The sequence below is a fragment of the Kaistella treverensis genome, assembly GCF_900114045.1.
GTDB lineage: Bacteria > Bacteroidota > Bacteroidia > Flavobacteriales > Weeksellaceae > Kaistella > Kaistella treverensis.
In genome coordinates, this window is sequence record NZ_FORQ01000001.1 from 477,907 (window position 1) to 504,878 (window position 26,972).

The 26,972-nt window shown below is 39.8% G+C and carries 18 protein-coding genes; 11 read left to right on the forward strand and 7 right to left on the reverse strand.

Annotated elements, in window-relative coordinates; genetic code table 11:
• The first annotated feature begins 121 nt into the window (after positions 1-121).
• From BMZ55_RS02360 to BMZ55_RS02380, 5 genes are all read left to right on the forward strand, one after another.
• A complete protein-coding gene (locus tag BMZ55_RS02360; protein WP_039344581.1) occupies positions 122-655 on the forward strand; it encodes a YciE/YciF ferroxidase family protein in 534 nt (177 codons plus the stop codon).
• Between the two features lie 94 nt (positions 656-749).
• Positions 750-1,286, forward strand: coding sequence for a type 1 glutamine amidotransferase domain-containing protein (locus tag BMZ55_RS02365; RefSeq protein WP_089818307.1), 537 nt, complete (start codon positions 750-752; stop codon positions 1,284-1,286).
• 21 nt (positions 1,287-1,307) lie between these two features.
• Positions 1,308-1,910 (forward strand): hypothetical protein, encoded by a 603-nt coding sequence (locus tag BMZ55_RS02370; protein ID WP_089818309.1) that lies wholly within the window; start codon positions 1,308-1,310, stop codon positions 1,908-1,910.
• The gene (locus tag BMZ55_RS02375) at positions 1,897-2,625 is read left to right on the forward strand and encodes a DUF72 domain-containing protein (protein ID WP_089818311.1); all 729 of its coding nucleotides are present in this window, start codon (positions 1,897-1,899) and stop codon (positions 2,623-2,625) included. Before BMZ55_RS02370 ends, BMZ55_RS02375 begins: the two co-directional genes overlap by 14 nt.
• A gap of 157 nt (positions 2,626-2,782) precedes the next feature.
• Entirely contained in the window at positions 2,783-4,147 is a 1,365-nt protein-coding gene (locus tag BMZ55_RS02380; RefSeq protein WP_089818313.1) for an MATE family efflux transporter, read from the forward strand.
• Positions 4,148-4,555: 408 nt separating this feature from the next.
• Here the strand turns inward: BMZ55_RS02380 and BMZ55_RS02385 are convergent, their stop codons facing one another.
• From BMZ55_RS02385 to dnaE, 6 genes are all read right to left on the reverse strand, one after another.
• The gene (locus BMZ55_RS02385) at positions 4,556-7,711 is read right to left on the reverse strand and encodes an efflux RND transporter permease subunit (RefSeq protein ID WP_089818315.1); all 3,156 of its coding nucleotides are present in this window, start codon (positions 7,709-7,711) and stop codon (positions 4,556-4,558) included.
• A gap of 16 nt (positions 7,712-7,727) precedes the next feature.
• Entirely contained in the window at positions 7,728-8,783 is a 1,056-nt protein-coding gene (locus BMZ55_RS02390) for an efflux RND transporter periplasmic adaptor subunit (protein ID WP_089818317.1), read from the reverse strand.
• An 11-nt stretch (positions 8,784-8,794) separates the two neighbouring features.
• Positions 8,795-10,126, reverse strand: coding sequence for a TolC family protein (locus BMZ55_RS02395; protein WP_089818319.1), 1,332 nt, complete (start codon positions 10,124-10,126; stop codon positions 8,795-8,797).
• A gap of 1 nt (position 10,127) precedes the next feature.
• Complete coding sequence (locus tag BMZ55_RS02400; RefSeq protein WP_089818321.1) at positions 10,128-10,727, reverse strand: TetR/AcrR family transcriptional regulator; 600 nt, start codon at positions 10,725-10,727, stop codon at positions 10,128-10,130.
• 168 nt (positions 10,728-10,895) lie between these two features.
• Complete coding sequence (locus tag BMZ55_RS02405) at positions 10,896-11,555, reverse strand: LuxR C-terminal-related transcriptional regulator (protein ID WP_089818323.1); 660 nt, start codon at positions 11,553-11,555, stop codon at positions 10,896-10,898.
• Between the two features lie 138 nt (positions 11,556-11,693).
• Positions 11,694-16,349: a DNA polymerase III subunit alpha gene (dnaE, locus tag BMZ55_RS02410; protein ID WP_089818326.1), complete on the reverse strand. Its 4,656-nt coding sequence runs from the start codon at positions 16,347-16,349 to the stop codon at positions 11,694-11,696.
• A 149-nt stretch (positions 16,350-16,498) separates the two neighbouring features.
• Here dnaE and BMZ55_RS02415 point away from each other — a divergent pair, with 149 nt between their 5' ends.
• Together BMZ55_RS02415 and ligA are read left to right on the forward strand one after the other, a co-directional pair.
• Positions 16,499-18,571 carry an alpha-ketoacid dehydrogenase subunit alpha/beta gene (locus tag BMZ55_RS02415; protein WP_089818328.1) on the forward strand — a complete coding sequence of 691 codons (2,073 nt, stop codon included), beginning with the start codon at positions 16,499-16,501 and terminating at the stop codon, positions 18,569-18,571.
• 427 nt (positions 18,572-18,998) lie between these two features.
• Positions 18,999-21,002 carry an NAD-dependent DNA ligase LigA gene (gene ligA, locus BMZ55_RS02420; protein ID WP_089818330.1) on the forward strand — a complete coding sequence of 668 codons (2,004 nt, stop codon included), beginning with the start codon at positions 18,999-19,001 and terminating at the stop codon, positions 21,000-21,002.
• A 19-nt stretch (positions 21,003-21,021) separates the two neighbouring features.
• Here ligA and BMZ55_RS02425 read toward each other — a convergent pair whose 3' ends face one another.
• On the reverse strand, positions 21,022-22,140 hold the full coding sequence (locus BMZ55_RS02425; protein WP_089818332.1) for a DNA polymerase III subunit: 1,119 nt from the start codon (positions 22,138-22,140) through the stop codon (positions 21,022-21,024).
• 271 nt (positions 22,141-22,411) lie between these two features.
• Here BMZ55_RS02425 and BMZ55_RS02430 point away from each other — a divergent pair, with 271 nt between their 5' ends.
• Genes BMZ55_RS02430 through BMZ55_RS02445 form a run of 4 tightly spaced genes read left to right on the forward strand, consistent with a single transcriptional unit; the run spans position 22,412 to position 26,923 of the window.
• Positions 22,412-23,686 (forward strand): BamG family beta-barrel-assembly machinery protein, encoded by a 1,275-nt coding sequence (locus BMZ55_RS02430; RefSeq protein WP_089818334.1) that lies wholly within the window; start codon positions 22,412-22,414, stop codon positions 23,684-23,686.
• A gap of 3 nt (positions 23,687-23,689) precedes the next feature.
• Positions 23,690-24,280, forward strand: coding sequence for an LPS export ABC transporter periplasmic protein LptC (gene lptC / locus BMZ55_RS02435; protein ID WP_089818337.1), 591 nt, complete (start codon positions 23,690-23,692; stop codon positions 24,278-24,280).
• Between the two features lie 45 nt (positions 24,281-24,325).
• A complete protein-coding gene (locus BMZ55_RS02440) occupies positions 24,326-25,375 on the forward strand; it encodes an anhydro-N-acetylmuramic acid kinase (protein ID WP_089818339.1) in 1,050 nt (349 codons plus the stop codon).
• Between the two features lie 18 nt (positions 25,376-25,393).
• Positions 25,394-26,923, forward strand: coding sequence for a carbon-nitrogen hydrolase family protein (locus BMZ55_RS02445; RefSeq protein ID WP_039344539.1), 1,530 nt, complete (start codon positions 25,394-25,396; stop codon positions 26,921-26,923).
• The last annotated feature ends 49 nt before the right edge of the window (positions 26,924-26,972 follow it).

A 26,972-nucleotide genomic window follows, 5' to 3' on the forward strand; every position in this document is an offset into this window, starting at 1 on the left:
TAATCGCTCATCAACAATATTTTGGCATACAAGATGCTTCTAAAAAACAGGTTCACGGATTTCCTTCCGCGCACTTTTCATTAAAAATTTTAAAAACACATTAACATTATAAAATATTATTATGGCAACGAAAACGACATCCAAAGGAAAAATTGCACCGAAAGCAGACGCGGCTGAAAAATTGAGAGATTTTATGGTTGACGGAATGAAAGATATGTACTGGGCTGAAAAAGCGCTTGTTAAAAACCTGCCTAAAATGGCCAAAAATTCCACATCGCCACTTTTAAAAGCCGCTGTAAATGAACATTTAAGCGAAACTGAAATGCAGGTGAAAAGATTGGAAGGCGCTTTCAAAGCTTTAAAACTAAAACCAGAAGCTGTAAAATGCGACGCCATGGACGGTTTACTGAAAGAAGCAAAAGGCATCATGGAAGAAACCGAGCCTGGCGCTGTACGCGATGCTGCAATCATTGCCGCAGCGCAAAAAGTAGAACATTACGAGATTGCTTCTTACGGAACGCTAGCAACTTACGCGAAACTTTTGGGTGAAAAAGAGGTTTTAAAATTGCTTTTAGAAACCTTGAACGAAGAAAAAACCTGCGATAAAGATTTAACGAAGCTGGCGAAAACCGAAATTAATCTGAAAGCAAAATAAAAAAACAAGCGGCTTTTGCCGCTTTTATTTTCTGCTATTACGGCCTTTTTTACAAAACACAAATTCAAAATATCATTTTTAAATTAAAATCAAAATGTCAAATTTATCAAATAAAAAAGTCGCGGTTCTTGCGGCAGACGGCTACGAACAATCTGAACTGGAAAGCCCTGTAAAAGCTTTGAAAGACGCCGGTGCGACCGTAGAAATTATATCCTTAAAGCCAGGAAAAATTAAATCCATGAAAGATCACGAATGGAGTGATTCTGTTTCTGTGGATAAAACCGTTGATGAAGCAAACGCAAGTTCATTCGACGCTTTGCTCTTGCCGGGCGGCGTTATCAATCCGGATACTGTGCGCGGAAATGAAAAAGCAGTGCAATTTGTTAAAGATTTCTTCGCTGCAGAAAAACCTGTTGCAGCAATTTGCCACGGCCCGCAGACCTTAATTAATGCTGAAGTTGTAAACGGTAAAAAAATGACTTCTTACCATTCAGTTTCTGCCGATTTGAAAAACGCTGGCGCAAATTGGGTTGATGAAGAAGTGGTAACTGACGGTAATTTAACCACAAGCCGTTCACCCGAAGATTTACCGGCTTTTAACAAAAGAATTGTTGAAGAATTTTCTAAATAATAATTTTTAAATTTTAAAGCGATGGACCCAAAAATCCCTCCCCAGTATAAAGGTGCACAAACCGACGCTTATTCTGAAATTATTTTTGATGATGATGCGGCAGCAATGCAGCATTTTCAAACCGTACGCAAACGCTTCCTCGATGTAAATTCGTGGGAGTTTTTTGCAGGCGAAGAAAAAGCAGAGTTTTCACTGCGCGATGAAAATGGCGAGTTAACTTTGGAAGAACCGAAGGTGAATCATTTTATTAAAATTAAAGTTCCGCTTCTGCATAATTCTGATGATGGTTACGATTGGGTGCAGATTGAGGAAGTTCAGGAAGAAATAACGCCGGAAAAAGAATCGGTTTTTATTAAAGTCCGCCCAAGTCAAAATCCGACAAAACCGGAAAATGACACCAAACATTTTCTGGATTCCGACGCAACTTCAAACTTCATCATCAAACGCGAGGGAACAAAAATTTGTGCCGAAGTTCATGCCAGAAATGAAACGCCGAACACCGATGACCACACGCTTCTGGAAAAAATCCGGGATAAAATTGTTGCCCTTGGCGGAATGCTGCTGGGAAGTAAAATTCAGTGGGAAGGTTTTACCAGCGGCTTGATTAAGTATGAAGAAGAGTGATGTTCTCATCGGCTGCTCTTCCTTTTCCGTGGGTTACTGGAAAGGCATTTTTTACCCGGAAGATTTAGCGTCCCGGGATTACCTTGCGTTTTATTCTACCACGTTTAAAACGGTGGAAATCAATTCCACATTTTACCATAAACCTACGGCAAAAACTTTGGAAAGGTGGCGAGAAATCACCACCGATGATTTTAAAATCTTTATTAAAATGCCCAAAGCGATTACGCACGTCGGCAAACTTGAAAATACTTTGTCGCAAACGGTGGAATTTTGTGATCAAATTGCTGCCGGGCTTCAGCATAAGTTAGCGGGATTTCTTTTTCAGCTTCCGCCGTCATTTAAAAATACGCCGGAAAATCTTGAAAAAGTGCTGAAAACTGTCGATAAAAAATATTTAAATGTGGTGGAATTTCGTCATGAATCCTGGTGGACTAATGAAATTCAGGAAATTTTGCACAAAAACAGCCTAATTTTTTGTGGCGTCTCAATTCCGAAAAACATTCCTGATGATTTCATCATTAATGACGAGCATTTTGCGTATTACCGATTTCATGGTGTTCCGGAAATTTTTAAATCGAGCTATTCCGATGAAGAACTTGAAAAATTGGCAAACGAGGTAAAAAAATCTAGCGGAACTTCCTACCTTTTTTTCAATAATACTTTCGGTGTCGCTGCAATTCATAACGCGCTGAATTTGAAAAAGATGCTCGAATAGCAGCAATTTTCACACTTTAGCAAAATCGAAAAAAATGCCCGAACAGCGGCATTTTTTTATTTTAATTTAATTTCCAGATTTCACCACTGAAAAGAAAACATTTAAATAGTTAAAAAGCAGAAAGATTGCAGTATTTTTGCCGAAATTTTTCCGCGTAATGGCATTTCTCAATTCCCAACATACCAAATCTTTACTTACGCTTGCGTTGCCAGTAATGCTCACGCAGGTCGGTCAGGTTTCCGTGAATTTATTCGACAATATTATTGTGGGAAAATTGCTTGGTGCACAGGCACTTGCATCAGTTTCACTAGGAAATGCGGTTTTCTTTTCGATATTTGTTTTCGCGCTCGGTTTTTCACTGGCAATTCCGCCGTTGGTTTCGGAAGCGCATTCTGTGAACGACCACGAAACGATCAATTCGGTTTTTCGCCATGGTTTTGTCATTAATTTAGGAATTGGTTTGCTGCTGTCCATCGTGCTTTTGCTCGCCTTACCACTACTCTATCACATGAATCAGCCGCCGGAAATTATTCCGGATACCATCAGCTTTTTAGCGATTATGACGATCAGTATTTTGCCGTTTATGGTGTTTCAGACTTTACGTGAAGTTTCCGAAGGTTTGTCTTTTACCATTGGAGTCACAAAAGCAACTATTTTTGCGAATATCATTAACATCGCGCTGAATTACGTTTTTATTAAAGGAATGTTCGGTTTTCCGCCAATGGGCGTAAAAGGTTCCGCGCTGGCGAGCTTAATCGCAAGAGTTTTCATGATGGTTTTCCTGTATTACGTTTTGCTGAAGGAAGAAACAACTCGACGTTATATCAAAGCTTTTTACCTGCGAATTGAAGGATTTTCAAAAGACATGTTCCGCAAGATGGTGAAAATTGGTTTTCCCACGGCTTTGCAGATGTTTTTCGAAGTTACAGCGTTTGCCGGCGCGGCATTTATCTGCGGACTAATTTCAGCAAAAGATATTGCGTCGCACCAGATTGCTTTATCGATGGCGTCTTTTACTTTCAATTTGTGTATTGGTTTTAGCGTTGCGTCAACGGTGATGATTGGGCGAAAATCAGGTGAGCGCGATTTTATCGGTTTAAAAAGCGTCGGCATTAATAATTTGAAAATCGTATTTCTTTTTATGGTTTTGTGCGGTCTGTTTTTTATTTTCGGCAGAAATATTTTACCTACATTTTTCACCAAAGCTGATGATGTTGAAGTAATTCTGCTTGCTTCAAAACTGCTTATAATTGCGGCTTTATTCCAGCTTTCTGATGGTGTTCAGATTGTCGCGCTTGGTTGTCTGCGCGGCATGCAGGATGTAAAAATACCGTCGATTATTACTTTTATCGCGTATTGGATTATCACTATTCCGCTCGGATATTTTCTGTGTGTGACTTTAAAAATGGGCGCCTGGGGAATGTGGATCGCGCTCGGATTGGGACTGACGATTTCTGCGGTTCTTTTGGTCAAAAGATTTCTGACGCTCTCGCAGAAAAAAATCGAGGCGCATCAACTTTAAAAAATCAGGCGTTAAAACGTCAAATTTTTCTTTTTTAGAAAAGCTTTTAATTCGATCTGAATTTCATTAATCCGAAAAAATATCGAGCTGAAACGGCAAATTTTTTCGTTTTAGAAAAGCTTTTAAGTTCGTTCTGGATTTCATTAAACCAAAAAAAATTACGCGATAAAACGGCCATTTTTTATAATTTTATACAAGCCTTTGAAATCCGTTCTGAAATTCATTAAACTTAAAAAATATGCCGCTAAAACGGTAAAAAATTTCATTTTTAGAAGGACTGGAATTTAAAGCTGCCTTTCATTAAATCCAAAAAATACCTGGTTAAAATGGCAATAAATTTCATTTTTTAAATAATAAAAAAAAGACGCTTCAGATAATCCGAAGCGTCTTTAAATTTAATGTTATTCGTTAGAATTCGATTTCGTTTTCCGGGTGAATATGTTTGTAATCTTCCACCATCAGATTTTCGTAATTTGCTTTTTCTTTGCTTGCAAATCGATCTTCCAGTTTCACCACAATGTAGTAAACCACCGGAACGATAATTAATGTTAAGAAAAGCGATGATAACAGTCCGCCGATAATTACGATTGCCAAACCATTGTTCATTCCGGCTGCCGCGCCCGACGCCATTGCGATCGGAAGCATACCGAAAACCATCGCGATGGTCGTCATCAAAATCGGACGAAGTCGCGCGTGATTTGCCTGGATTAAAGCATTATTAATGGTTTCACCTTTGGCCATTCGGTGATTCGTAAAATCAACTAGTAAAATCGCATTTTTCGCCACCAAACCAATCAGCATAATTACACCCAAAATGGTGAAAATATTCAAACTCTGGTTTGTTAAAGCTAGTGCCCAAAGCGCACCGATAAACGATAACGGAATTGAAAACAAAACGATGAACGGTTTCACAAAATCATTGTAAAGCACCACCATAATCATGTAAACCAAGAGAATTGCGGCTAATAAACCAACTCCCAAAGTTCCGAAACCTTCACTTTGGTTTTCCATATTTCCGCCCCAAATCCAAGTGACGCCCGCAGGTTTTTTTACGTTTGCCATTTTAGCTTCCCACTCTGCCGCCAAAGTTCCTGTGGTTTTACCCACAACCTGCGAATTGATGGTTACCGAAGGCGATCTGTCGTATCTTTCAAGCAATGCAGGACCCGAAGAATTGGTGATTTCCGCGAACTGAGAAAGCTGAATTCTTTCGCCGGCATTGTTGACGAAATTGATGTTTTTTACATCATCAATGCTTTTACGGTACGCTTCATCTAAAATAATATTGATATCGTATTCGCTGTTTCCGGTTCGGAATTTATTGTTGTCGTTTCCGCTGAAAGCAGTTCGTAAAGTCTGACCCACCGTAGCGACATTTAAACCTAAAAGTGCCATTTTATCGCGGTCAACACTCACCATAATTTCGGGATTTCCTTCTTTTACAGAAAGATCAACACCTGACGAACCATCGATGGATTTCAGCTGTGCTTCCGCCTGTTTCGCGTAAGCCATTACCTCGTCAAGATTTGGTCCTACAACAGTCATTTGCAATGGTGCCTGTTCCGCGCCCATAAATCCGATTGGAATTGTGGTGATTTTCGCACCAACTAATTCTTTTTCCAGATCACGTTTGATTCTTGCCGCGTACACTTTTGAACTGGCATTTCTTTCGGACTGATCAATGAGTTTCAAACTGATTTCCGACTGATAATTCGTCGCCTGCGCGCCGCCCATTCCGGTGCTGGACTGTCCGACGGTGGTAATCATGCTTGTAATCGCAGGATCTTTCCGAAGAAAAGCTTCGGCTTTCTGAGTCATAAAGTTGGTTTCTTCAATTGAAACATCTTTGGGCATTTCTATCTGAACCAAAAATTCACCTTTGTCTGTTCCCGGGAAAAAGTCGGAACCGATGTAGCCAAATGCCATCAATAAAATACTGGAAGCAAAAAGCACAATAACAATTAAAAATGTTTTGATTTTATGTCCTAAACTCCAGGTTAAAATTCCGGTAATAAAATCGGTAAATTTTGCCAATCCGGCCTCGAATTTATAGATGATTTTACCGAAAAGAGAATCTTTGCTGATCAAATCTAATTTTCCGTATCGGGAATAAAGCCACGGAACCACGGTAAATGAAACCAACAGCGAAAGCATGGTCGCGATAATTACCGTGACACAAAACTGGCGGATAATGTCTGAAACCAAACCGTTACTGATGGCAATCGGTAAAAATACCACCACGATAACCAAAGTAATTGCAGTTACGGTAAAGCCGATTTCTGAAGCACCGTCGTACGCCGCGCGAACTTTGTTTTTACCCATTTCCATGTGTCTGTGAATATTTTCGATGACGACAATCGCGTCATCGACCAAAATACCAACAACCAGTGAAAGTCCCAGTAAACTCATTAAATTCAGGGAATAACCCAGAAGATTTAAGCCGATGAAAGTTGCAATCAACGAGGTTGGAATGGCGACCATTACGATCAATGCATTCCGGAAGCTGTGAAGGAAAAAGAGCATTACAAATGCAACCAAACCTACAGCGATAAATAAATCTTTAATTACCGCGTTTGCCGCTTCCAATGTAAATAGTGAGGTGTCATTCGCGATATTCACCTCTAAATTCTGCGCTTTATACTGAACTTCCATTTCTTCCACTTTCTTGCGCACGCGCTCACTAACGTCCACTGCGTTGGCGTCGGTTTGTTTCTGAACCTGCAGTAGAATTGTGGTTTGCTGATCAATACGTGCTATTTTGTCGGTTTCCTTCTGCGTGTCCTGAACTTCAGCAATATCAGAAAGCTTAACAGTTTGTCCGTTAACTGAAGAAATAATTAAATTTCTAAGTTCGTCCACGGTTTTAATTTTACCTGAAAGACGAATTAAAGTGCTGTTCGCACGCGTCTTTAAACTTCCCGTCGGGAAATCCAGGTTGGAAGTTGAAATAACCTGCTGAACTTGTGGAATAGTTAAACCGTAACCTTCCAGTTTATATTGGTCCAGATTTACTCGGATTTCTCTTTCCTGGCCGCCTACAATATTTACTTTTGCCACACCCTGGATCCGTGAAAATTCCGGTTGAATTTTCTGATCGATCAGGTCGTATAATTCACTTTGGGTAAGATTCGCAGTGATTCCCATGCTCACAATCGGCATGTCTGAGAGTGAGAATTGCGAGAGCGACGGTTCCTCAATATCATCGGGAAGATCGGAACGTATTGCGTTGATTTTCCGCTGCGCTTCATTCAAAGCAAAATCTACGTCGGCTTCATTATTAAACTGAATGATTACCACAGACAAACTTTCGTAAGATTTCGACTGAATTTTTTTAATTCCTTCCAACGACGAAATTGCGTCTTCTATTTTTCTTGAAACGGTGCTTTCCACCTCGGAAGGTGATGCGCCGGGATAAATTGTGGAAACGGTAACTACCTTAACCTCAAACTTCGGAATCAACTCATAATTCAGTTGGCTGTAACTGAAAAGTCCTCCGATGATGAGTAAGGCAAGCATTACGATCACCAAACTGGGTCTTTTAATCGATACTTCTACTAATTTCATATTCTTCTTTAATCGATTATTTTAAAATTCTGATTTTGGTTTTATCAGTAAGGTTTATTTGTCCGCTGGTTACTACCAAGTCACCTTCCTTTAAACCGGAAAGAATCTGAACGCGGTCGCCGTAGTTCAGACCACTTTGTACTTTGGTTAAATAAGCGATGTTGTTTTTCACTACAAAAATCAAATTATCGCTTACACTGCCTACAAAAGCATCACGCGGAACCACCAAAACACTGTTTTCACCATTATTGTTGAAAATTGCGCTTCCGTACATTCCCGCTCTGAGTTTATTAAAACTGTTCGGAACTGTAATTTCCACCGGGAATTTTAAAGCTCCGGACGCAGCAGGTGCAATAAAGGTGATTCTACCGTCAATCGCTCCCTCAATTACATCCGGTTTTACTTTTACCGTATTTCCTACCGCAAGCTGGCTTACCAAAGACTGGTCAACATCAACTTTTAATTTAACCGAAGAAATATCCACAATTTCTACAATCGGATTTCCCGGCGCTAAAACAGCACCAACTTCTACAAATTTTTGGTTCACAATACCGCCAATTTTTGAAATAATATTGGTGTCACCGGATTGTAGTTGTGCGGATTGCACCTGAGATCTTGCATTTTTTACCTGAAGTCTGGCTTGATCCAACTGCAAAGCTGTAACACCGCCGGTTTTGTACGCAGCTTCGTAGCGGCTGAGAGCAGATTGAGCCTGAGCTAAATTGGCTTTTGCGTTATCAACATTCACGTTGAGTTTTTCACCTGCAAGTCTGCCGATGCTTTGTCCTGCGCGCACGTAACTTCCTTCTTTTACGTAAAGTGCAATTAACTGTCCGTTTATTTCCGCCGAAATTTTGCTTTCTTTATTCGGTAAAAAAGTTCCGTTCAAGGAAAATTCGCCGCTAATTTCCTCTTTTTTTACAGTTGCTGTACGCACTGCAACATCAGCATTTTTTTCTGCAACAATGGCAACTTCAGCTTCGTTTTTCTTCTTGTTATTTTGAAGAATAAAGTAGAAACCCGCCGCAACCACGATAATTGCTAAAATTGTATATAAAGTTCTCTTTTTCATTTTCTGGTTTATTATTTTAATGTGTTGAGTTTGCCCTGGGATTTCAGTAATTCTATTTCAGCGAGTTTGTAATCTAATTTGGCCTTTGTAAGGTTATTTTTAGCATCGGTAAGATCTCTTTCAGCGTCTAAAATGTCATTCAAAGTTGCCAAACCGTATTTATAATTAGCTCTGGTGTTTGCTAAAACTTCTTCTGCAAGTTTTAAATTTTCCTGCTGTACATTGATGCTGACCATATTATTTGTAAGCAATGTCATTGCGTTTTTGTGCGCTAAATCCAAACCTAATTTGGTTTCCTGCAAATCAGCCTGCGCTTTTTCAATATCAATTTCATTGAGTTCTACACGCGCTTTTGTTGCAAAACCATTAAAAATCGGAACATTGATCTGTAAACCGACCGATGCTAAATCTGACCAATACACGCCGTTGCTTGAACCGTTCCACAAAGGAAACTTAGCACCCTGACCTAGATAACCGTAATTCGCATTTAAACCAACTGTCGGATAATATTCGGCTTTGGTGGCTTTTTTTTGCCATTCCAACAGTTCAATTTGTTTATTTGCCAGTTTCAGTTCAGTTCGGTTTTCAAAATTTCCGGGATCGCTGTCCGGTAAAATAGCCGGATCGAAAGTTTCCTCCGGTAAAGTAATTTCCTGCGACATTGGCATTCCGATCATAAATTTCAGTGCGTTTTCGCTAAGCTGAACGGCATTTATAAGCTGCTGCTGGGCTGAGGTCAAATTATTTTTCGCTACTGTAGTTCGATCATAATCAATTTTTCGCGCAAGTCCGGCGTCAAATAATCCTTTGATGATTTTGCTGGTTGCGTTGGTAATTTCAACATTGCTTTCTGCGTTGCGAAGCATTTGCTCGCTTTTGTAAACATCGTAATAGGCATTTGCAACGCGTTCTACAATCTGTTCCTGAGTAAGTTCTGCATTGATAATATAAAACTCTTTCGTGCTTTTTGCTGCTTTTAAGCCGGTAAAAACTGCCTGGTTAAAAAGTACCTGCGATAGCTGAATATTGTTGCTGGAAACCCATTTCTGGCCAAAAGCAACTTTCACCTGCTGGCCCGGCTGACCGAAAATTTCACCTGGTAAAACAGATTCCTGCTGCAGCGGATTATACGTCGTATTGCTGCTGAATGAAATATTCGGGTACGCGCGCGACTTTATTTCCGCAATCTGCGCGTCGCCTTTTCTAATGTCCAGTTGTGCTTTTTTAGCAGCCGCCTTGTTTTGCAGCGCATAAGAAATGGCTTCCGAGAGTGTAAGAACTTTCACTTCCTGACCGAAAACCAAACCACCGCAAAAAAGAAGACTTAGTGCTACTTTTTTCATACTATTTATTTAATTTTTTTAAGATTTCTTTTCCTTTTTCTGTGGTAATTGCATACATATACATATTCATCAGCTCGTTTTTGTAGTACACTTTATCGATGACGTTCGGGTCCAGATAAATTGAGCTTTCCATCGACATGATGAGCTGGAGAAAAAATTTCGCATACACTTCCGCATCGAAATTGGTGCGGTAGTAACCCTGAGCTCTGCCCTTTTCGATATTATGAATCATTACCTGCGAAAATTTTTCCGCAAATTCCAGCATGTGTTTATTGAAAATCGACGGGTAATATTTATGAAGCTGTTTTATGAGCAAACTGTTGTTGGAATCTGCAACTTTATCAATCTGTTCATCACGGCAAAACATCCTTTCCACCGCGTTTTCAACCTGATCGTCCAGAAACCGAAGTCTGGTGATAATTTCATCAAGTTTAAAATGAAGAACCGCTTCTATCAGCTCTTCTTTATTCTTGTACTTTACATAAAGCGTTTTTTTAGAAATGCCGAACGCTTTGGATATGTCGTCCATTGTCAGCGTTTTAGCGCCATGTTCTAAAAATAGCTCCGATGCTTTTACTAAAAATTCTGTATTTTCTTCCATAATTTCGGCAGCAAAGGTACAAAAAAAACCAAGAAACGAAAATAGTTTCTTGGTTTTTTAATCCTTTTTGTTGAATTTTTATAAAACAGTTTTAGATAATGTTTTTTTTAAAGTTTCCAAGTCATAAAAATTTGCCGCTTTTTGGCCCGAATTTTTTAAAATCTACTTTTATCTTTCCGTTAGATGATTTTCTCTTGCGAATTTTATGAGGTTGGCAGAATTACGGATGTTGAATTTGTGCATAATATTCCGGCGGTGACATTCCACCGTGTGCGGGCTGATTCCTAATTGATCGGCAATTTTTTTGGTGCGGAAACCTTCACAAACCAATTTTAAAATTTCTTTTTCGCGCCTCGTAATTTCGGTGCTGAGTTTATGGATCCGGATTTCAGCATCTTCCACCTCGCATACAAAATGTACAAGCCGGTTTTTCGCCTCATCGGTCATATAAATTTTACTGGAAAGCACTTCGGTAAAAGCTTCTTTTAATTCCGCCGAAGATGCGTTTTTGCCGACATAAGCTTTAATTCCTTTTTCGAAAAGTTTTTTGACATCGGCCATTTCCAGATCAACAGCAAAAATTATAACTTTCAAACAGGGATTTTTCCGGACTAAATTTTGAATCAAAGGGATAAGCTCTTCCGCTGGAAAACCACTCGGATTTAAAAACAAGACGCTGCCCTCGTTCTGTGGTAAATCCGGAAGTACGGAAATATCTGAAATTTTTTCAACACCAAATTTATCATCGAGAATTGAATTCTCAAAAAAAGGCCGTATTTGCTCGAAATTTTCACCGCCGTCGCCGCAAAGAATAACTTTCGGTTTCATGGATGTTTTCCGCGAAATTATAAATTTATTTAAGATTTTAAAGCAGATAACTTGAAATTAGTAATAAAAAGGGTTAAAATACGGTAAAAAATTCCGCGTTGCAAATAGGAAAATTCCGGGCTAAAAGCAGGTTTTTTTCTAATTTAGAAAGATCTGGTATTTCTGCATTTCATTGAAAACACCGATTAAATCGCCGTTCACCTCGATATTGGTTTGCATGCTCATGACTTCAAGCTGGCTTTCATCAGCCGGATTTTTTATGAAAAAGTTCAGCTTCTGTTCACCTTTGTGTTCACCAAACTGGTTCCGGAAAAACTCTACGTCTTCTTTGCGTAAATCATTAACATCAACTACGACCGTCATTTTTTTTGCAAACTTTTCAAAAGCTTCTTTAAGATCGGTCACATCGGTGATATTTACGAAAACGCGGCCGTCATTGGCTTGGGAAAATTTCACTTTGAAAATTACAAAACGCTGCACATCTATTTTATCCCGGAACTTCATATAATCGCGGTCGCCCAAACGGAAAGAGTAACTTCCGCTGTAATCTTCCAGCATTAAAAAAGCCACTTTTTCACCGCTATTTTTGCCGTCTTTTATGGTGTATTCTGTAACCAAACCAGCGACCATATATTCCGGCGTGTTATTTTTCATCGCCTGTTTTTCTTTCCAGGTCAGCTTATCATTATTAAATAAATCCGGTTGATTATTCCCAAAAACCGAATTTTTATAACTTTCAATTTCATCGAGGTTCAGGAAATTAAAGTTTCCGCGCGGTTCCACGATTTTTGTCGGTTCTTCGATGAGTTGTTCATCTTCACCTAAAATTTCGGCCGGTAAATCCAAAGCATCTTCATCGCTTTCTTCACCTTCAGAAATTTCGAGCGGTAAAACTACTTTTTCCAGTTCTACCGTTTCTTCTTTTTTACCTTCTAAAATCGCTTTTTTGCTGAGTGCGCCCTGCAAAAACTGATACTGATATTTGTATTCGTCCAACGGATGCGCAGAGAGATAAAAACCTATAATTTCCTTTTCTTTATTGAGTTTGTGCATGTTTTGCCATTCCGGCGCCGGATTCAGTTTCGGCTGTTCAATTTGGACTTCATCCGCAAAATCAGCAAAAAGCGAATTTTCAATTTCGTTTTTGTTATCCTGAAAACTCTGTCCGTAGCGGATTAAGCGTTCGACATTTGTTTTCCCGGAATTATCAATGTCAAAATATTGCGCGCGGTGATACCGGTCAACTTCATCGAAAGCGCCGGCGACTACAAGACTTTCAGCAACACGCTTGTTCATCTGCGAAGTCGGAATTCTCTCAAAGAAATCGTAAATATTTTTAAATCTTCCTGTTTTTCGTGCTTCAACAATGGCTTCACTTGGGCCTTCACCAATTCCTTTAATCGCGCCCAAACCAAAACGGATTTGTCCTTTTTCATTCACCGCAAAAGCATATTGTGATTCGTTCACGTCCGGTCCCAGAACATCCACACCAATTGCTTTGCAATCCTCCATAAAAAGTGTGATTTGCTTGGTGTTGTTAATGTTATTGGACATTACGCTCGCCATGTATTCTGCCGGATAATTTGCCTTTAAATAAGCGGTTTGGTAAGCAATAAGAGCGTAACAGGTGGAGTGACTTTTATTAAAAGCGTATTCCGCAAAAGCTTCCCAATCTTTCCAGATTTTGTTGAGTTTGGTTTCATCGAGGTTATTGAGTTTTCCTCCTTCGATGAATTTCGGGTACATTTTATCTAGCACATCGCGCTGTTTTTTACCCATTGCTTTCCTCAAAGTATCGGCTTCACCTTTGGTGAAATTCGCAAGTTTTTGCGAAAGCAACATTACCTGCTCCTGATAAACCGTAATTCCGTAGGTTTCCTTCAGAAACTCTTCGGTTTCTTCCAAGTCATAAACGGTTTCTTCAACACCATTTTTCCGGTTGATGAAAAGTGGAATATATTTTATCGGTCCTGGTCTGTACAGTGCATTCATGGCAATTAAATCCGCAAATTCGGTCGGTTTCAATTCGCGCATATATTTCTGCATTCCCGGACTTTCATACTGAAAAATTCCGATCGTTCTACCCTCCTTAAAAAGCTGATACGTTTTGGCATCATCCAACGGAATAGCATCCGGATCGATTTCGATACCATGTTTTTGCTTAATGAGCTTAACCGCGTGCTTAATAATGGTTAAAGTTCGCAAACCTAAAAAATCCATTTTAAGCAAACCGGCACTTTCCGCAACCGAGTTATCAAATTGTGACACTAAAATATCCGCATCTTTCGACGTGATGGTTATCGGAACTAAATTCGAAATATCTTCAGGTGTAATAATTACGCCACACGCATGAATTCCGGTATTTCTAATGCAGCCTTCCATTTTCTGAGCCGCAGCAAGAACTTCGTAGCGGTCATCCCGGGGATTTGCTAAAATATCCTTCATTTCCTGCGCCAGCATTTTATCTTCGGGCGCCAGTTTTTCGAATTTCGCGAAAGCTTTTGCGATGTTCATTCCAGGTGTGGTCGGAATTAACTTTGCGATGTTATTGGTTTCAGAAATCGAAACATCTAAAACACGGCCAGCATCTTTAATCGCAGATTTTCCACCTAAAACCGAGTAAGTGATGATTTGCGCCACGTTATTTTTACCATATTTTTCCACTACCCATTTGATGATTTTATCGCGGCCTTCATCATCAAAATCGATGTCAATATCTGGCATCGATACACGTTCCGGATTCAAAAAGCGCTCAAAAAGCAAGTCGTATTTAATTGGATCAACATTCGTAATTCCGGTACAATAAGCCACTGCTGAACCTGCAGCAGAACCACGTCCCGGCCCGACCCAAACGCCCATTTTCCGTGCTTCATTACAGAAATCCTGAACAATCAAAAAGTAACCGGGATAGCCGGTATTTGCAATAACTTCAAGCTCGAAATCAAGCCGTTCTTTAATTTCGTAGGTGATTTCAACATATCTCGCGGCAGCACCTTCATAAGTCAAATATCTTAAGTACGCATTTTCACCTCTTTTGCCGCCATCAATTTCATCTTCAGCACTTTGAAATTCCGTTGGAATTTTAAACTCCGGCAGCAAAACATCTCTTTTTAATGTAAAAGGCTCGAATTTCACCAAGAATTCGTCGTACGCTTCAAAAGCATCCGGAAATTGTCGAAAACTTTGTTTGATTTGCTCGGTATTTTTAATATAAAATTCCTGGGAAGGCAAACCGCGTCTTTTCCCGAAACCTTTACCAACCGGCGAGGAAAGTTTTTCACCATCTTTGATGCAGTACAAAATATCCTGAATATGCGCTTCGGATTTTTCGGTGTAAAAAGTCTCATTTTGCGCCAAAAATTTAACTTCATATTTTTCGGCAAACCGGAGCAAAACATCATTTAAATATTCTTCTTCCTCGAGTTCATGATTTTGTAGCTGAACATAGAAATCGTCTTTAAAAGTTTCTTTCCACCACTTGAAAAGTTCTTCACCTTTCTGCTCTCCAAATTCCATAATGGTGTTCGGGATATCGCCGGCAATTCCGGAGGTTACCGCAATTAGGTTTTCCTTATACTCCGCAATCATCTGCTTTGAAATCCGCGGAACGCCAAAATAAAATCCGTTCACGAAACCTAAACTGGAAAGTTTTGCAAGGTTTTTATATCCCTCAAAATTCTTCGCCAAAAGAACCATATTTGTGCGGCGGTCAGGATCGTCTTTTGTAAATTGTTTCTGCTCCGGCCGCTCAGAAAGATAAAATTCACAACCGATAATCGGGATTAAAGGATTTTTGCGCGGCTCAGTTTCATCAAATACAATTCCTTCGTCTTCCGCTTTCTGTTTTTTTGCATGATATTCCTCGTAATTTTTCTTAATTGCACTGTTGGCTTTTTCAACTTCAGAAATGAATTTAAAAGCGCCCATCATATTTCCCAAATCCACGATGCCAACGGCCGGAAAATTATTTTCGAGTGCTTTGGAAATCAGTTCACCAATATTTGTTGAAGCCTGCAAAGACGAATAAATACTGTGATTGTGGAAATTGAAATAGCTGCCGATTTCAATTTCATCGGTGTCACCAAAATGAACCGTATTTTTCTTCAGTTTTGAAGCGGCAACCTGGCGGCGAATGACGATTGGGAAAGGTTGTATTGGGCTAGGATGCGAAGTGATAAACTGCTGCAGTTCAATTTGAGAAATTTTCAGCGTTTCAGCCGGAATAATTCCGGTACGCTTCATCTCAAAGAAAACCTGCGCTGTCGCATTTACGTCAGCCGCAGCATTATGCGCTTCATCGAATTTTTCGCTGTAGAGTTTTTCGTAAAGTTCTTCGAGTTTCGGTGACTTAAATTTTCCGCTTTTTCCACCGCCGAGCTGGCAGAAATCTGTTCCAATCTGCATCGTATCAGCAAAAGATAAATTTTGTAGATTGTTCTCAATCTGCTTGCGGAAAAACTCCGCGCCCACGATATTATAATCAAAAATAATATTATGCCCGATGACGACTTTCGCTTTATTTACCGCTTCGCGAAATTCGGTTAAAACTTCGCTTAAATCACGACCTTCTTCGGTTGCTATCTTTGTAGAAATTCCGTGAATTCTCTGGGAAGAAAACGGAATATCGTAGCCTTCAGGTTTAATGATATAATCTTGATTTTCGAGCAACGCTCCGTCGTTTGCATGCAATTGCCAGGCTATCTGAACCATTCTTGGCCAGTTGTCGGAATCGGTAATCGGAGCGTTAAAATTTTTAGGTAAACCCGTAGTTTCGGTATCGAAAATCAAATACATTGAAGAGAATAATTTCGGTAAAATTACTTTAAAATAACTTCAAAAAAAAGTTGCGTTTTAGAAATGTCTCTACCCGCTTTTTATCAGGTTTTTGGTTTAAATTTCAAAAGTTTGACTTTCTTCTGCTAAAATTTTTATCTTTGTTTTCTATGGAAATTATTAAGAAAAAAAGCGTTTCTCAGGATATTTTGTTAAAAGCTTTTAAGCATATGATGGTTGCAAAAGCCACCGCTGATGTGTACGAAGAAAACCGCAATCTGTGCAAATACGTGCACTCCACTTCCCGCGGACACGAAGCCATCCAACTGGCTACAGCTTATCAACTGACGAAAGAAGATTGGGTTTCACCTTATTATCGTGATGAAAGTTTGCTGCTGGGCATAGGTTTCGAACCTTATCAGCTGATGCTTCAACTTTTGGCAAAAGCCGACGACCCGTTTTCCGGCGGGCGTTCTTATTATTCACATCCGTCAAGCCGCGCTGAAAATCTGCCTAAAATAATCCACCAAAGTTCTGCCACCGGAATGCAGGCCATTCCAACCACCGGCGTTGCGCAGGGAATAAAATATATTCAGGAATTTAAGCTGAAAGAATTTGAAAATAATCCGGTTGTTGTATGTAGTTTCGGCGACAATTCCATCACTGAAGGCGAAGTTTCCGAAGCTTTTCAGTTTGCTGCACTTCACCAATTGCCGATTATTTTTTTAGTGCAGGACAACGAATGGGGAATTTCTGTAACTAAAGAGGAAGCGCGGACTTCTGATGCTTACGATTTCGCCGCGGGTTTTGTCGGTTTAAACCGCATGAAGGTTGACGGAACAGACTTCGAAGCGAGTTTTGAAGCGATGAAAAAAGCCGTTGATTTCGTGCGCGCTGAACGAAAACCAATGTTGGTTTGCGCCAGCACCGTTTTAATTGGGCATCACACTTCCGGCGTTCGCCGCGAATTTTACAGAGATGAGGAAAATCTGGCGAAACACCGCGAAAAAGATCCGGGTAATATTGTCAGAAAAAGATTGCTGGAAGAAGGCATCGACGAAGAAATTTTAAAACAAATAGAAAAGAAGGCGCGCCTGGAAGTTGAGCAAGCTTTCCAAAAAGCGCTTGCAGCCGAAGATCCGCTGCCGCAATCTGTTGAAGATCACGTTTTCGCGCCGACACCGATTACAGAAGAAGTTGGTGAAAGAGAACCACAAGGACAGGAAAAAATTGTGATGGTGGATGCTGCAATTCACGCGATTCAGGAATTGATGTGGAAACATCCGGAAGCTTTGCTTTACGGTCAGGATGTCGGCGAAAGAATCGGCGGAGTTTTCCGCGAAACCGTGACTTTAGGTAAAAAGTTCGGTAACAAACGCGTATTTAATACTCCGATTCAGGAAGCGTATATCATTGGTTCGACTGTCGGAATGAGCGCGGTTGGTTTAAAACCAATTGTTGAGGTTCAGTTCGCTGACTATATTTATCCCGGCATTAACCAGCTGATTACTGAAATTTCGAAATCCTGCTATTTAAGTAACGGAAAGTTTCCCGTGAGCAACATTATTCGCGTTCCGATTGGCGCTTACGGAGGCGGCGGCCCGTACCACAGCGGCAGTGTGGAAAGTATTTTAGCCAATATTAAAGGAATAAAAATCGCGTATCCGAGCAACGCGGCAGATTTTAAAGGTTTGTTAAAAGCTGCTTTTTACGATCCAAATCCGGTGGTAATGTTGGAACATAAAGGCTTGTACTGGAGCAAAGTTCCGGGTACCGAAGAAGCGAAAACCATCGAGCCGGCCGAAGATTATATCTTGCCTTTTGGAAAAGGAAATATTATTTTGGAAGCCAACCCAGAAGAAACTGAAAGAGGCAGAACAATGCTGATTGTGACTTATGGAATGGGAGTTTATTGGGCGAAAGAAGCCGCAAAAAATTTCGTCGGGCAGGTTGAAATTATCGATCTGCGAACCTTAATTCCCTTAGATGAAAAACTGGTGTTCGAACGGGTAAAAATTCATGGAAAATGTTTGGTTTTAACCGAAGAACAGCTGAATAATTCATTTGCAGAAGCTTTTGCACACCGGATTTCTAAAAACTGTTTCCAGTTTTTGGATGCGCCGGTGGAAGCCATGGGTTCTTTAAATTTACCTGCCGTTCCGATCAATTTGGTTTTGGAAAAAGAAATGCTTCCGAATGCGGAAAAACTTTCCAAAAAGATTGAAGAAATGTTGAAGAACTAAAACAAATTTCGTCTTAATTGAAAATGAAAAATATGCTGCTTTAGCGGCATATTTTTTTAATTTAACCACAAAGTTGCAAAAGTTTTTATCTAACCACAAAGTGCACAAAGATTTTTTACAATGTGCACAAAGCGAAAATAATCTGCGTGAATTCTTTGTGTCCTCTGTAATTAAAATTACGTGCAATCATTTCAATTTTTCGTTGTTCAAAGAACGTCATTTTTCTTCATCATCAAAATTTTAGAAAAAGTGGAAAAAATGCCATATAAACGGCAAATTTTTAATTCCTTCGTAAAAATTTCAGCGTTAATCGGCGAAAAATTATTACGCGACAATATTTAGACCATCAATTTAAATTTCAAAAAAAAGAAAAATCGGCCCGAAAATTTTTAAATGATTCCCTATTTTTGTAGAAATACCGCCATTTATGTCCGAAAAAATTTTAGAAAAAATTGAAGCGCTGCGCGCAGAACTTCACCAGCATAATTACAATTACTACGTTGAAGATCAGCCGACGATTTCGGATTTTGAATTTGATCAGAAAATAAAAGAGCTTCAGGACCTTGAAATCGCCCATCCCGAATTTTACGATCCAAACTCTCCCACTTTGCGCGTTGGCGGTGAAATCACCAAAAATTTTCCGACAGTTCCGCATCAATTTCGAATGTATTCGTTGGATAATTCTTATGATTTTGACGATTTGGCGGATTGGGAAAAACGCATCATAAAAGTTATTGACGAGCCGGTAGAATTTGTCGCCGAACTGAAATATGACGGCGCATCCATTTCGATTTTTTACGAAAACGGAAAGCTTAAGCAGGCAGTAACACGCGGTGACGGCTTTCAGGGTGATGAAATTACGGCGAACGTAAAAACGATTTCTGATATTCCTTTGACTTTAAAAGGTGAATTTCCGGTGCAGTTTTTTATGCGCGGCGAAATTTATTTAACTCGTAAAAATTTTGATAAAATAAACCTTCGGCGCGAAGAAGAAGAATTGGATTTGTTTATGAATCCGCGAAACACTGCCTCCGGAAGCTTGAAAATGCAGGATTCCGCAGAAGTTAGAAAGCGCGGACTTTCGGCGGTGCTTTATCAGTTTATTTCTACCGAAATTCCGGCCAAAACACACTGGGAATTGCTGACAAATGCTAAAAAATGGGGGTTTAAAGTTTCAGATCAGGCAAGATTGTGCACGAATTTAACTGAAATCCAGGATTTCATTAATTACTGGGATGAAGCGCGACACGATCTTCCGTTCGAAATCGATGGAATTGTGCTGAAGGTAAATTCCATTAAACAGCAGTCGCAGCTCGGATTCACAGCCAAATCGCCGCGCTGGGCGATGGCGTATAAATTCAAAGCTGAAAAAGTTGAAACCGAATTGCTGACGGTAACTTACCAGGTTGGACGAACCGGTGCAATTACGCCGGTGGCAAATTTAAAACCCGTTTTACTCGCTGGAACCACCGTAAAAAGAGCAAGTTTGCACAACGAAGATATCATCAAAAAGCTGGAACTGCATGAGCACGATTTCGTTTATGTGGAAAAAGGCGGTGAAATAATACCAAAAATTGTCGGTGTAAACGAGGAAAAAAGAAACCCACAAAACCGGGAAATCCAATATATCACGCATTGTCCGGAATGCGGAACAACGTTGGTGAAAATTGAAGATCAGGCCATACATTTTTGCCCTAATGATTTGCATTGTCCGCCGCAGGTTGTAGGACGAATGATTCACTATGTTTCGAGAAAAGCTTTAAATATCGAAAATTTAGGCGCTGAAACGATCGAACAATTGTATCGTGAAAAATTGGTCGAAAATCCGGCAGATTTTTACACTTTAACCAAAGAGCAGATTTTGCCACTGGAAAGATTGGGCGAAAAATCTGCGCAGAATATTATTGACGGAATTGAAAAATCGAAGACAATTCCTTTTGAAAAAGTACTTTTCGGCATTGGAATTAAGCACGTAGGTGAAACCGTTGCGAAAAAACTCGCGAAAAATTTTGAAAGCATTGAAGCTTTAAAAGAAGCAACTGCACTGGAACTCGTTCAGGTGGAAGATATCGGCGGAAAGATTGCAGAAAGCATCGTGAATTTCTTTCAGAATCCGGAAAATATTTTAATACTTGAACGGCTGAAATCTTACGGCGTCCAACTGGAAAAAGGTAAAAACTCAAACAAACTTTTAAGCACGGTTTTAGAAAATAAAACCTTTCTCTTTACCGGAAAACTCTCACTTTTTACTCGCGAGGAAGCCGAAGAAATGGTAGAAAAAAACGGCGGAAAAAATATTTCCGCCGTGTCTAAAAATCTTAATTATCTGGTCGTTGGTGAAAAAGCCGGCAGCAAACTTAAAAAAGCGCAGGAAATTGGCACCATCGAAATTCTGGATGAACAGGAATTTTTGAATTTATTGGCCAAATAGCGGCGAATTTTATTATTATTTACGCTGCTTTATGAATGTAGCGCGAAAGTTTTATTCCCAGATCCGTCCAAACTATTTTGGGATTTCCGTTGCGTTCGAGGTGATAATTGGCTTCGGAAATTTCTTCTAAAATAGCTTCGATGTTTGCACCGTGTATGAATTTTGAAAAGCTTTCCCATTTGAATCCTCCGGACTGAATCTTTTTGTACACCAATTCTTCGCCACCGTAATTCTGCAGCAGCGCAAGCCGGAACATTTCAGCACAATATTCGAGGAAATTCATTTGTTTCTCGCGGTTCCAAAGTGAAATTTTTCGGCCCCAAAGCACGATATTTTTCAGAAATTCCGGTTTCTTTTTCACCTGAAAAGCTTCGCGAACCCACATGATAAAAAGTTCTTCGTTTTCGGAACTTTCGTTTTCGACAGTCATGAGTTTTTGCGCGGTGTTCCAGTTTCCCTGCGCCTGAAAAAGAATTTCGGAAATTTTTGCCGTTTCAGCACCGAATTTTTTCTGAAGCGCTGCGCTTAAATATTCGTCGGAAATTTGTGGAACTTCAACAAGCTGCGTGCGCGAAAGAATGGTTTGCAACATGTCACCGGCGTCGCTTGCAATTAATATGATATAGGTGTTTTTTGGCGGTTCTTCCAGGAATTTCAGGAATTTATTTGCCGCTTCGGTGTTCATTTTGTCAGCTTGCCAAACGATGAGGATTTTGCTGCCGCCTTCAAAACTTTTCAGCGCAAATTTCTTGTTGATTTCATCAACTTCGTCAGCGTAAATGGTGAGTTGTTTATTTTCCGATTCCAAAATCGCGTTCCAGTCTTCAGCATTTGAATATGGATTTTCTAAAATCATACCGCGAAATTCCTCGAAAAACTGCGAAGACCAACCAGTTTTATCGGATTTGAAAACGGGAAAACTGAAATGTAAATCGAGATGATTCAGATTGTCGACTTTAGAGGAAGCACTTTCATTTTCACGGGTCAGAATTTCTTTAGCAAAAGCCAGCGCGAGCGGCAACGTTCCGTAACCTTCTTTACCGATAAAAAGCTGTGCGTGGCTTACGCGGCGGTTTTCAATACTTTCTTTCAGCAGTTTTTTCAGGCTGTTTTGGCCAACAATATCTTCCCAATTCATGCTTCAAAGATAATTTAAAATTTCATTTTTCTGAACTTCTAAATTCTTTGAAAAGCAGAAAAATTTGCCGTTCAAGCGACAAATTTTCTCCGATTACATTTTCGGTAAAAATCACGCCGTTTTTCTGAATTAAAATTTTGCTGCTATAATGGCATTTTTTTTCGAAATTCAGTACAGATTTGCGTCTTTAAGCTTAACAAACTTTAACCAAATGTGCTTTCACAGTTCAGTATTATTTAAGATATTTGCGCATTATTTTTAAAAATAGAGAATGAAAAGATTTTTTGTATTACCGATCATCGCGGCAGGTTATTTTATAAATGCCCAATCGATTGGTAATTCGCCTTACGCTGCCTTCGGAATTGGAGATGTAAAGTACGACAATACCGTAGATATCAATTCGATGGGTGGTGTTTCTACCGCGTATATCTGGGATTTTAACAACAGTTTTAACTTCAGCAATCCGGCGGCGAACAAAAATTTAGGACTTACCAGTTTTAAAGTTGAAGGAACCAACGAAAATAATTTTTTCAAATCTGATTATAACGACGCCAATTCTACAAAGCATTCCACTTATTTATCCAATATTTCGCTTGCTTTTCCGCTTTCACCAAAAGTGAAATTCGGTTTGGGTTACCAGCCTTACAGCTCGAAAAAATATGAAGTCCTTACGGAGGAAAAAAACGAAAATGGCGACACTACGGCGAGCAGTTTCCGCGGCGAAGGTGGTTTGAACATGATTCAGGCGGCTTTTTCGTATCAAATTTCACCGGAGTTTGCTTTAGGCGCAAGAACCAATTTCTATTTTGGAAATTTATATGACATTAATGAAGTTACTGCGAGCAACGCGGAGCTGATAAACGGTTACGAAACCCGAAATAAAATCAAAACCTTTAATTTTACTTTAGGAACCGCTTATCAGAAAGCTTTAGAAAAAGATAAAAAACTGACATTTGGTGCGACCTATTCCTTCGGAAATACAGGCCAAATGGAAAGCACTTATAAAAACAGCACCTATTTTTACGCGCCGGGCAAAATAAAAGCCAACGAAAGCATTATTGAAGAAAGCGCCAGCGAAGACAAAAATCTGATCCCGATGGAAGTATCTGTTGGTGCCGGCTTGGGTAAAGATGGTAAATGGTTTGCCGGTACGCAGGTAGATTACAAAAAAGGTGAAACAGTACAATATTTAGGTCAGCCTTTCTCTTATCAGGATTCTTATAAAATTTCTGCTGGTGGATGGTTTATCCCTAATTTCAACAATTTCCGCAGCTATTTTTCGCGTGTAACTTACCGTTACGGTGCGTATTATGAAAAAGGAAATCTTCAGCTGAACGGAACTGATATTAACCAGTTTGCGATTACCGGCGGCATGCATTTTCCGTTTGACAGCAACAGCGCGAGCCGCATGAGCGGAATTGATCTAGGTTTAGAACTGGGAAAACGCGGAACGCTTGAAAACAATTTAATCAGCCAGAATTTCATTAACCTGAGAATAGGAATTAACTTTGCAGATAAGTGGTTTAACAAACGACTTTATGATTAGAAAATGAGTTTCCGAACTGCAATAAAATCTAAAAATATAGCCGCCCTTCTGGGTTGTGCTATATTTTTTGGTTTAATTTCCTGCGAAGAAGACCTTACGAAAATCAACAAAAACCGAAATACCAATTTCCCGTCGCAGATTATTTACAACGCGAATATCGTGCAGCGCGATTCGGGAATGGTGAAATTACGCGCTACTGCTCCACTCATTGAAAAATTTGAATATATAGATTCGCCGTACATCGTTGCGCGAAAAGGCATAAACATTCTTTTTTACGACAAAAAAAAACCGAATGTACCAGGAAAAATTACGGCGAAATATGCGAAATTCAATGAAGTTAAAAAATTCTACGAAGCCAAAGGCAACGTACGAATTGTAAGTAATGAAAACCAAATGTTCGCCATGCAGTCCGTATATTGGGATCAGGTGAAACGCTTGATTTACACGGCGGACACGGTCTATGTAACCGACAAAGATGGCTCCACGCTCGTTGGCGCGAACGGAATGAAAGCTAAAGATGATTTTTCTGAATACACTTTTTTCAATAATTCCGGAGATATCAACGCGCAGAAAATTCCGGAAAAAGGCCGTTAAAGCAGGCAATTTTTTCGATTTTCCTCACCTTCAAAAATTCATTTTATGACTTTTCATGCTTTAGGTTTAATGTCCGGAACAAGTCTCGATGGCCTCGATATCTGTCACGCAGCTTTTGAAAAAGATGATTTTGGAAAATGGAATTTCGAAATTTTAAATGCTGAAACTTTTCCGTATTCGGAAGAATTGGAAAAAAAGCTTCGAAATGCCACGAAAATTTCTGCTGAAGAACTTTTCGAACTTCATTCCGAATTTGGTTTTTATTTGGGTGAAAAAGTTCTGGAATTTATCGAAAAATTTCAGCTTACAAACATCGATTTAATTGCTTCGCACGGTCACACGGTTTTTCATCAGCCCGAAAAAAAATTTACGGTCCAGATTGGTGACGGACGCGCTATTAAAATTTTAACCGGAATTCCCGTAGTTTATGATTTCCGAAGTCAGGATGTTTTAATGGGCGGAAACGGCGCGCCTTTGGTGCCGATTGGTGATGAACTATTATTTTCAGAATACGACGCTTGCCTGAATATTGGCGGTTTTTCGAATATTTCATTTAAAGAAAATCAGCGCCGGGTAGCGTTCGATATTTGTCCCGTCAATATTGTTTTGAATAAATTTGCTCAGAAACTAGGTAAAAATTTTGATGAAAACGGCGATTTTGCACGAAGCGGGAAAGTCAACACAGAGCTTTTAGAAAAGCTGAACAAGCTGTCATTTTACCAGAAAAATCCACCAAAATCTCTCGGAATTGAATGGGTTTCCGAACATATTTTTCCATTGTTTAAAAACGGAAAAAGTGTTGATATTTTAGCAACATTTACGGAACACGCGGCAGTGCAGATTGCGATGGTTTTCGAAAAATTCGGCCTTAAAAAGGTGCTTTTTTCCGGCGGCGGAACTTACAACCAATTTTTGATTGAAAGAATTAGTAATCATTCAAATGCTGAAATCATTATTCCTGGTGCCGAAATCATTAATTTTAAAGAAGCGCTCATCTTTGCTTTTATGGGCGTTTTGCGCTTTAAAAATGAAATAAACACCTTGGCTTCAGCCACCGGAAGTTCGCACGATCATTCGTCCGGACTTATTGTTTAACAAATTTAATTTAAGAAAATGCAGATCGATATTAGAAATTTAGAAATCTATGATTATGATGAATTGCGGGAAACCATGCAGAAAGCGTATCCAACAATGTCCGAAAGCATCTGGTCCAAAAAAAGCATTCAAAAGCTCATAAAAATTTTTCCCGACGGTCAAATTTGCATCACCGTCGATGGAAAAATTGCCGCGGTTTGTCTCGCGCTGAAAGTTCAGTACGAGCTCTTTGGCGACGATCATACTTATAACGAAATCACGGGAAATTATACCTTTAACACTCATTCGGAAACCGGAAATGTTCTCTACGGAATTGAAATTTTCGTGGATCCGGAATTCCGCGAATTGCGGCTCGCACGGCGTTTATACGATGCGCGTAAAGATTTGTGTGAAAAATTAAATCTAAAATCCATTATTATAGGCGGTAGAATTCCGAATTATCATTTATACAGCGCGGAACTTTCGCCACGCCAATATATTCAGCAGGTTCGGAAAAAAGAAATTTATGATCCGGTTTTAAGTTTCCAGCTGGCGAATAATTTTCTGCCGATTCGAGTGCTGAAAAATTACCTGCCGGAAGACGCAAATTCCGAAGAAAACGCGGTTTTAATGCAGTGGAACAACATCTATTACAGCAAAAAACCCAACACCATGCAGGATTCTGTAATCCGTTTGGGCTTAATTCAGTGGCAGATGCGGCATTTTAAAGACCTTGACGCTTTTTATGAGCAGGTAGAATTTTTCGTGAATGTGATGGCGGATTACAAATCGGATTTCATCATGTTCCCGGAATTTTTCAATACGCCGTTGCTTGCGCCTTTCAACCATTTGAGCGAAAGAGACAGCATGTTCAAACTGGCTGAACTTACGGAAGATATTAAGAATAAACTGTCTCAGCTCGCGATTGCGTACAACATCAACATCGTTGGTGGAAGCATGCCTTTGGTGGAAAATGAGGAACTGTACAACATCAGCTATTTGCTGCACCGCGACGGAAAAATTGATGAACACCGAAAAGTCCACATCACACCGAACGAAAGAAAATATTACGGCATGAAAGGTGGAAATTCTATAAAAGTCATCGACACCGATTGCGGAAAAGTTGGTCTGGTGATTTGCTATGATGTAGAATTTCCGGAGTTGCCGCGACTCTTAGCCGATCAAGGCATGAAGATTCTGTTTGTTCCGTATTTAACCGATACTCAAAATGCATATATGCGCGTGCGGAATTGCGCTTCAGCAAGAGCGATTGAAAACGAATGTTACGTCGCGATTGCAGGTTGTGTGGGAAATTTGCCGGGTGTAAATAACATGGATATCCAGTATGGTCAGGCTGCGGTTTTCACGCCGTCGGATTTTGCTTTCCCGTCCAACGCGATAAAAGGTGAAGCAACACCAAATACGGAATCTACACTAATTGTTGATGTTGATCTAAATCTGCTGAAAGAACTGCATCATTACGGTGCTGTACGCACGATGAGCGACCGCCGGAAAGATTTGTACGACACAATTTCTCATCAGGATTCGGAAACAGATTCGGAGCAATAATTACGTAATAAAATATAAAATCAAAAAAAATGCTGCTTTAGCGGCATTT

Coding starts and splice junctions, on each gene's coding strand:
- BMZ55_RS02365 (WP_089818307.1), top strand. CDS start 750: ATGTCAAATTTATCAAATAAAAAAGTCGCGGTTCTTGCGGCAGACGGC.
- BMZ55_RS02425 (WP_089818332.1), bottom strand. CDS start 22,140: ATGAATTGGGAAGATATTGTTGGCCAAAACAGCCTGAAAAAACTGCTG.
- BMZ55_RS02395 (WP_089818319.1), bottom strand. CDS start 10,126: ATGAAAAAAGTAGCACTAAGTCTTCTTTTTTGCGGTGGTTTGGTTTTC.
- lptC (WP_089818337.1), top strand. CDS start 23,690: ATGAGTTTCCGAACTGCAATAAAATCTAAAAATATAGCCGCCCTTCTG.
- BMZ55_RS02390 (WP_089818317.1), bottom strand. CDS start 8,783: ATGAAAAAGAGAACTTTATATACAATTTTAGCAATTATCGTGGTTGCG.
- BMZ55_RS02370 (WP_089818309.1), top strand. CDS start 1,308: ATGGACCCAAAAATCCCTCCCCAGTATAAAGGTGCACAAACCGACGCT.
- BMZ55_RS02385 (WP_089818315.1), bottom strand. CDS start 7,711: ATGAAATTAGTAGAAGTATCGATTAAAAGACCCAGTTTGGTGATCGTA.
- BMZ55_RS02415 (WP_089818328.1), top strand. CDS start 16,499: ATGGAAATTATTAAGAAAAAAAGCGTTTCTCAGGATATTTTGTTAAAA.
- BMZ55_RS02440 (WP_089818339.1), top strand. CDS start 24,326: ATGACTTTTCATGCTTTAGGTTTAATGTCCGGAACAAGTCTCGATGGC.
- BMZ55_RS02400 (WP_089818321.1), bottom strand. CDS start 10,727: ATGGAAGAAAATACAGAATTTTTAGTAAAAGCATCGGAGCTATTTTTA.
- BMZ55_RS02375 (WP_089818311.1), top strand. CDS start 1,897: ATGAAGAAGAGTGATGTTCTCATCGGCTGCTCTTCCTTTTCCGTGGGT.
- BMZ55_RS02380 (WP_089818313.1), top strand. CDS start 2,783: ATGGCATTTCTCAATTCCCAACATACCAAATCTTTACTTACGCTTGCG.
- BMZ55_RS02445 (WP_039344539.1), top strand. CDS start 25,394: ATGCAGATCGATATTAGAAATTTAGAAATCTATGATTATGATGAATTG.
- BMZ55_RS02360 (WP_039344581.1), top strand. CDS start 122: ATGGCAACGAAAACGACATCCAAAGGAAAAATTGCACCGAAAGCAGAC.
- dnaE (WP_089818326.1), bottom strand. CDS start 16,349: ATGTATTTGATTTTCGATACCGAAACTACGGGTTTACCTAAAAATTTT.
- BMZ55_RS02405 (WP_089818323.1), bottom strand. CDS start 11,555: ATGAAACCGAAAGTTATTCTTTGCGGCGACGGCGGTGAAAATTTCGAG.
- BMZ55_RS02430 (WP_089818334.1), top strand. CDS start 22,412: ATGAAAAGATTTTTTGTATTACCGATCATCGCGGCAGGTTATTTTATA.
- ligA (WP_089818330.1), top strand. CDS start 18,999: ATGTCCGAAAAAATTTTAGAAAAAATTGAAGCGCTGCGCGCAGAACTT.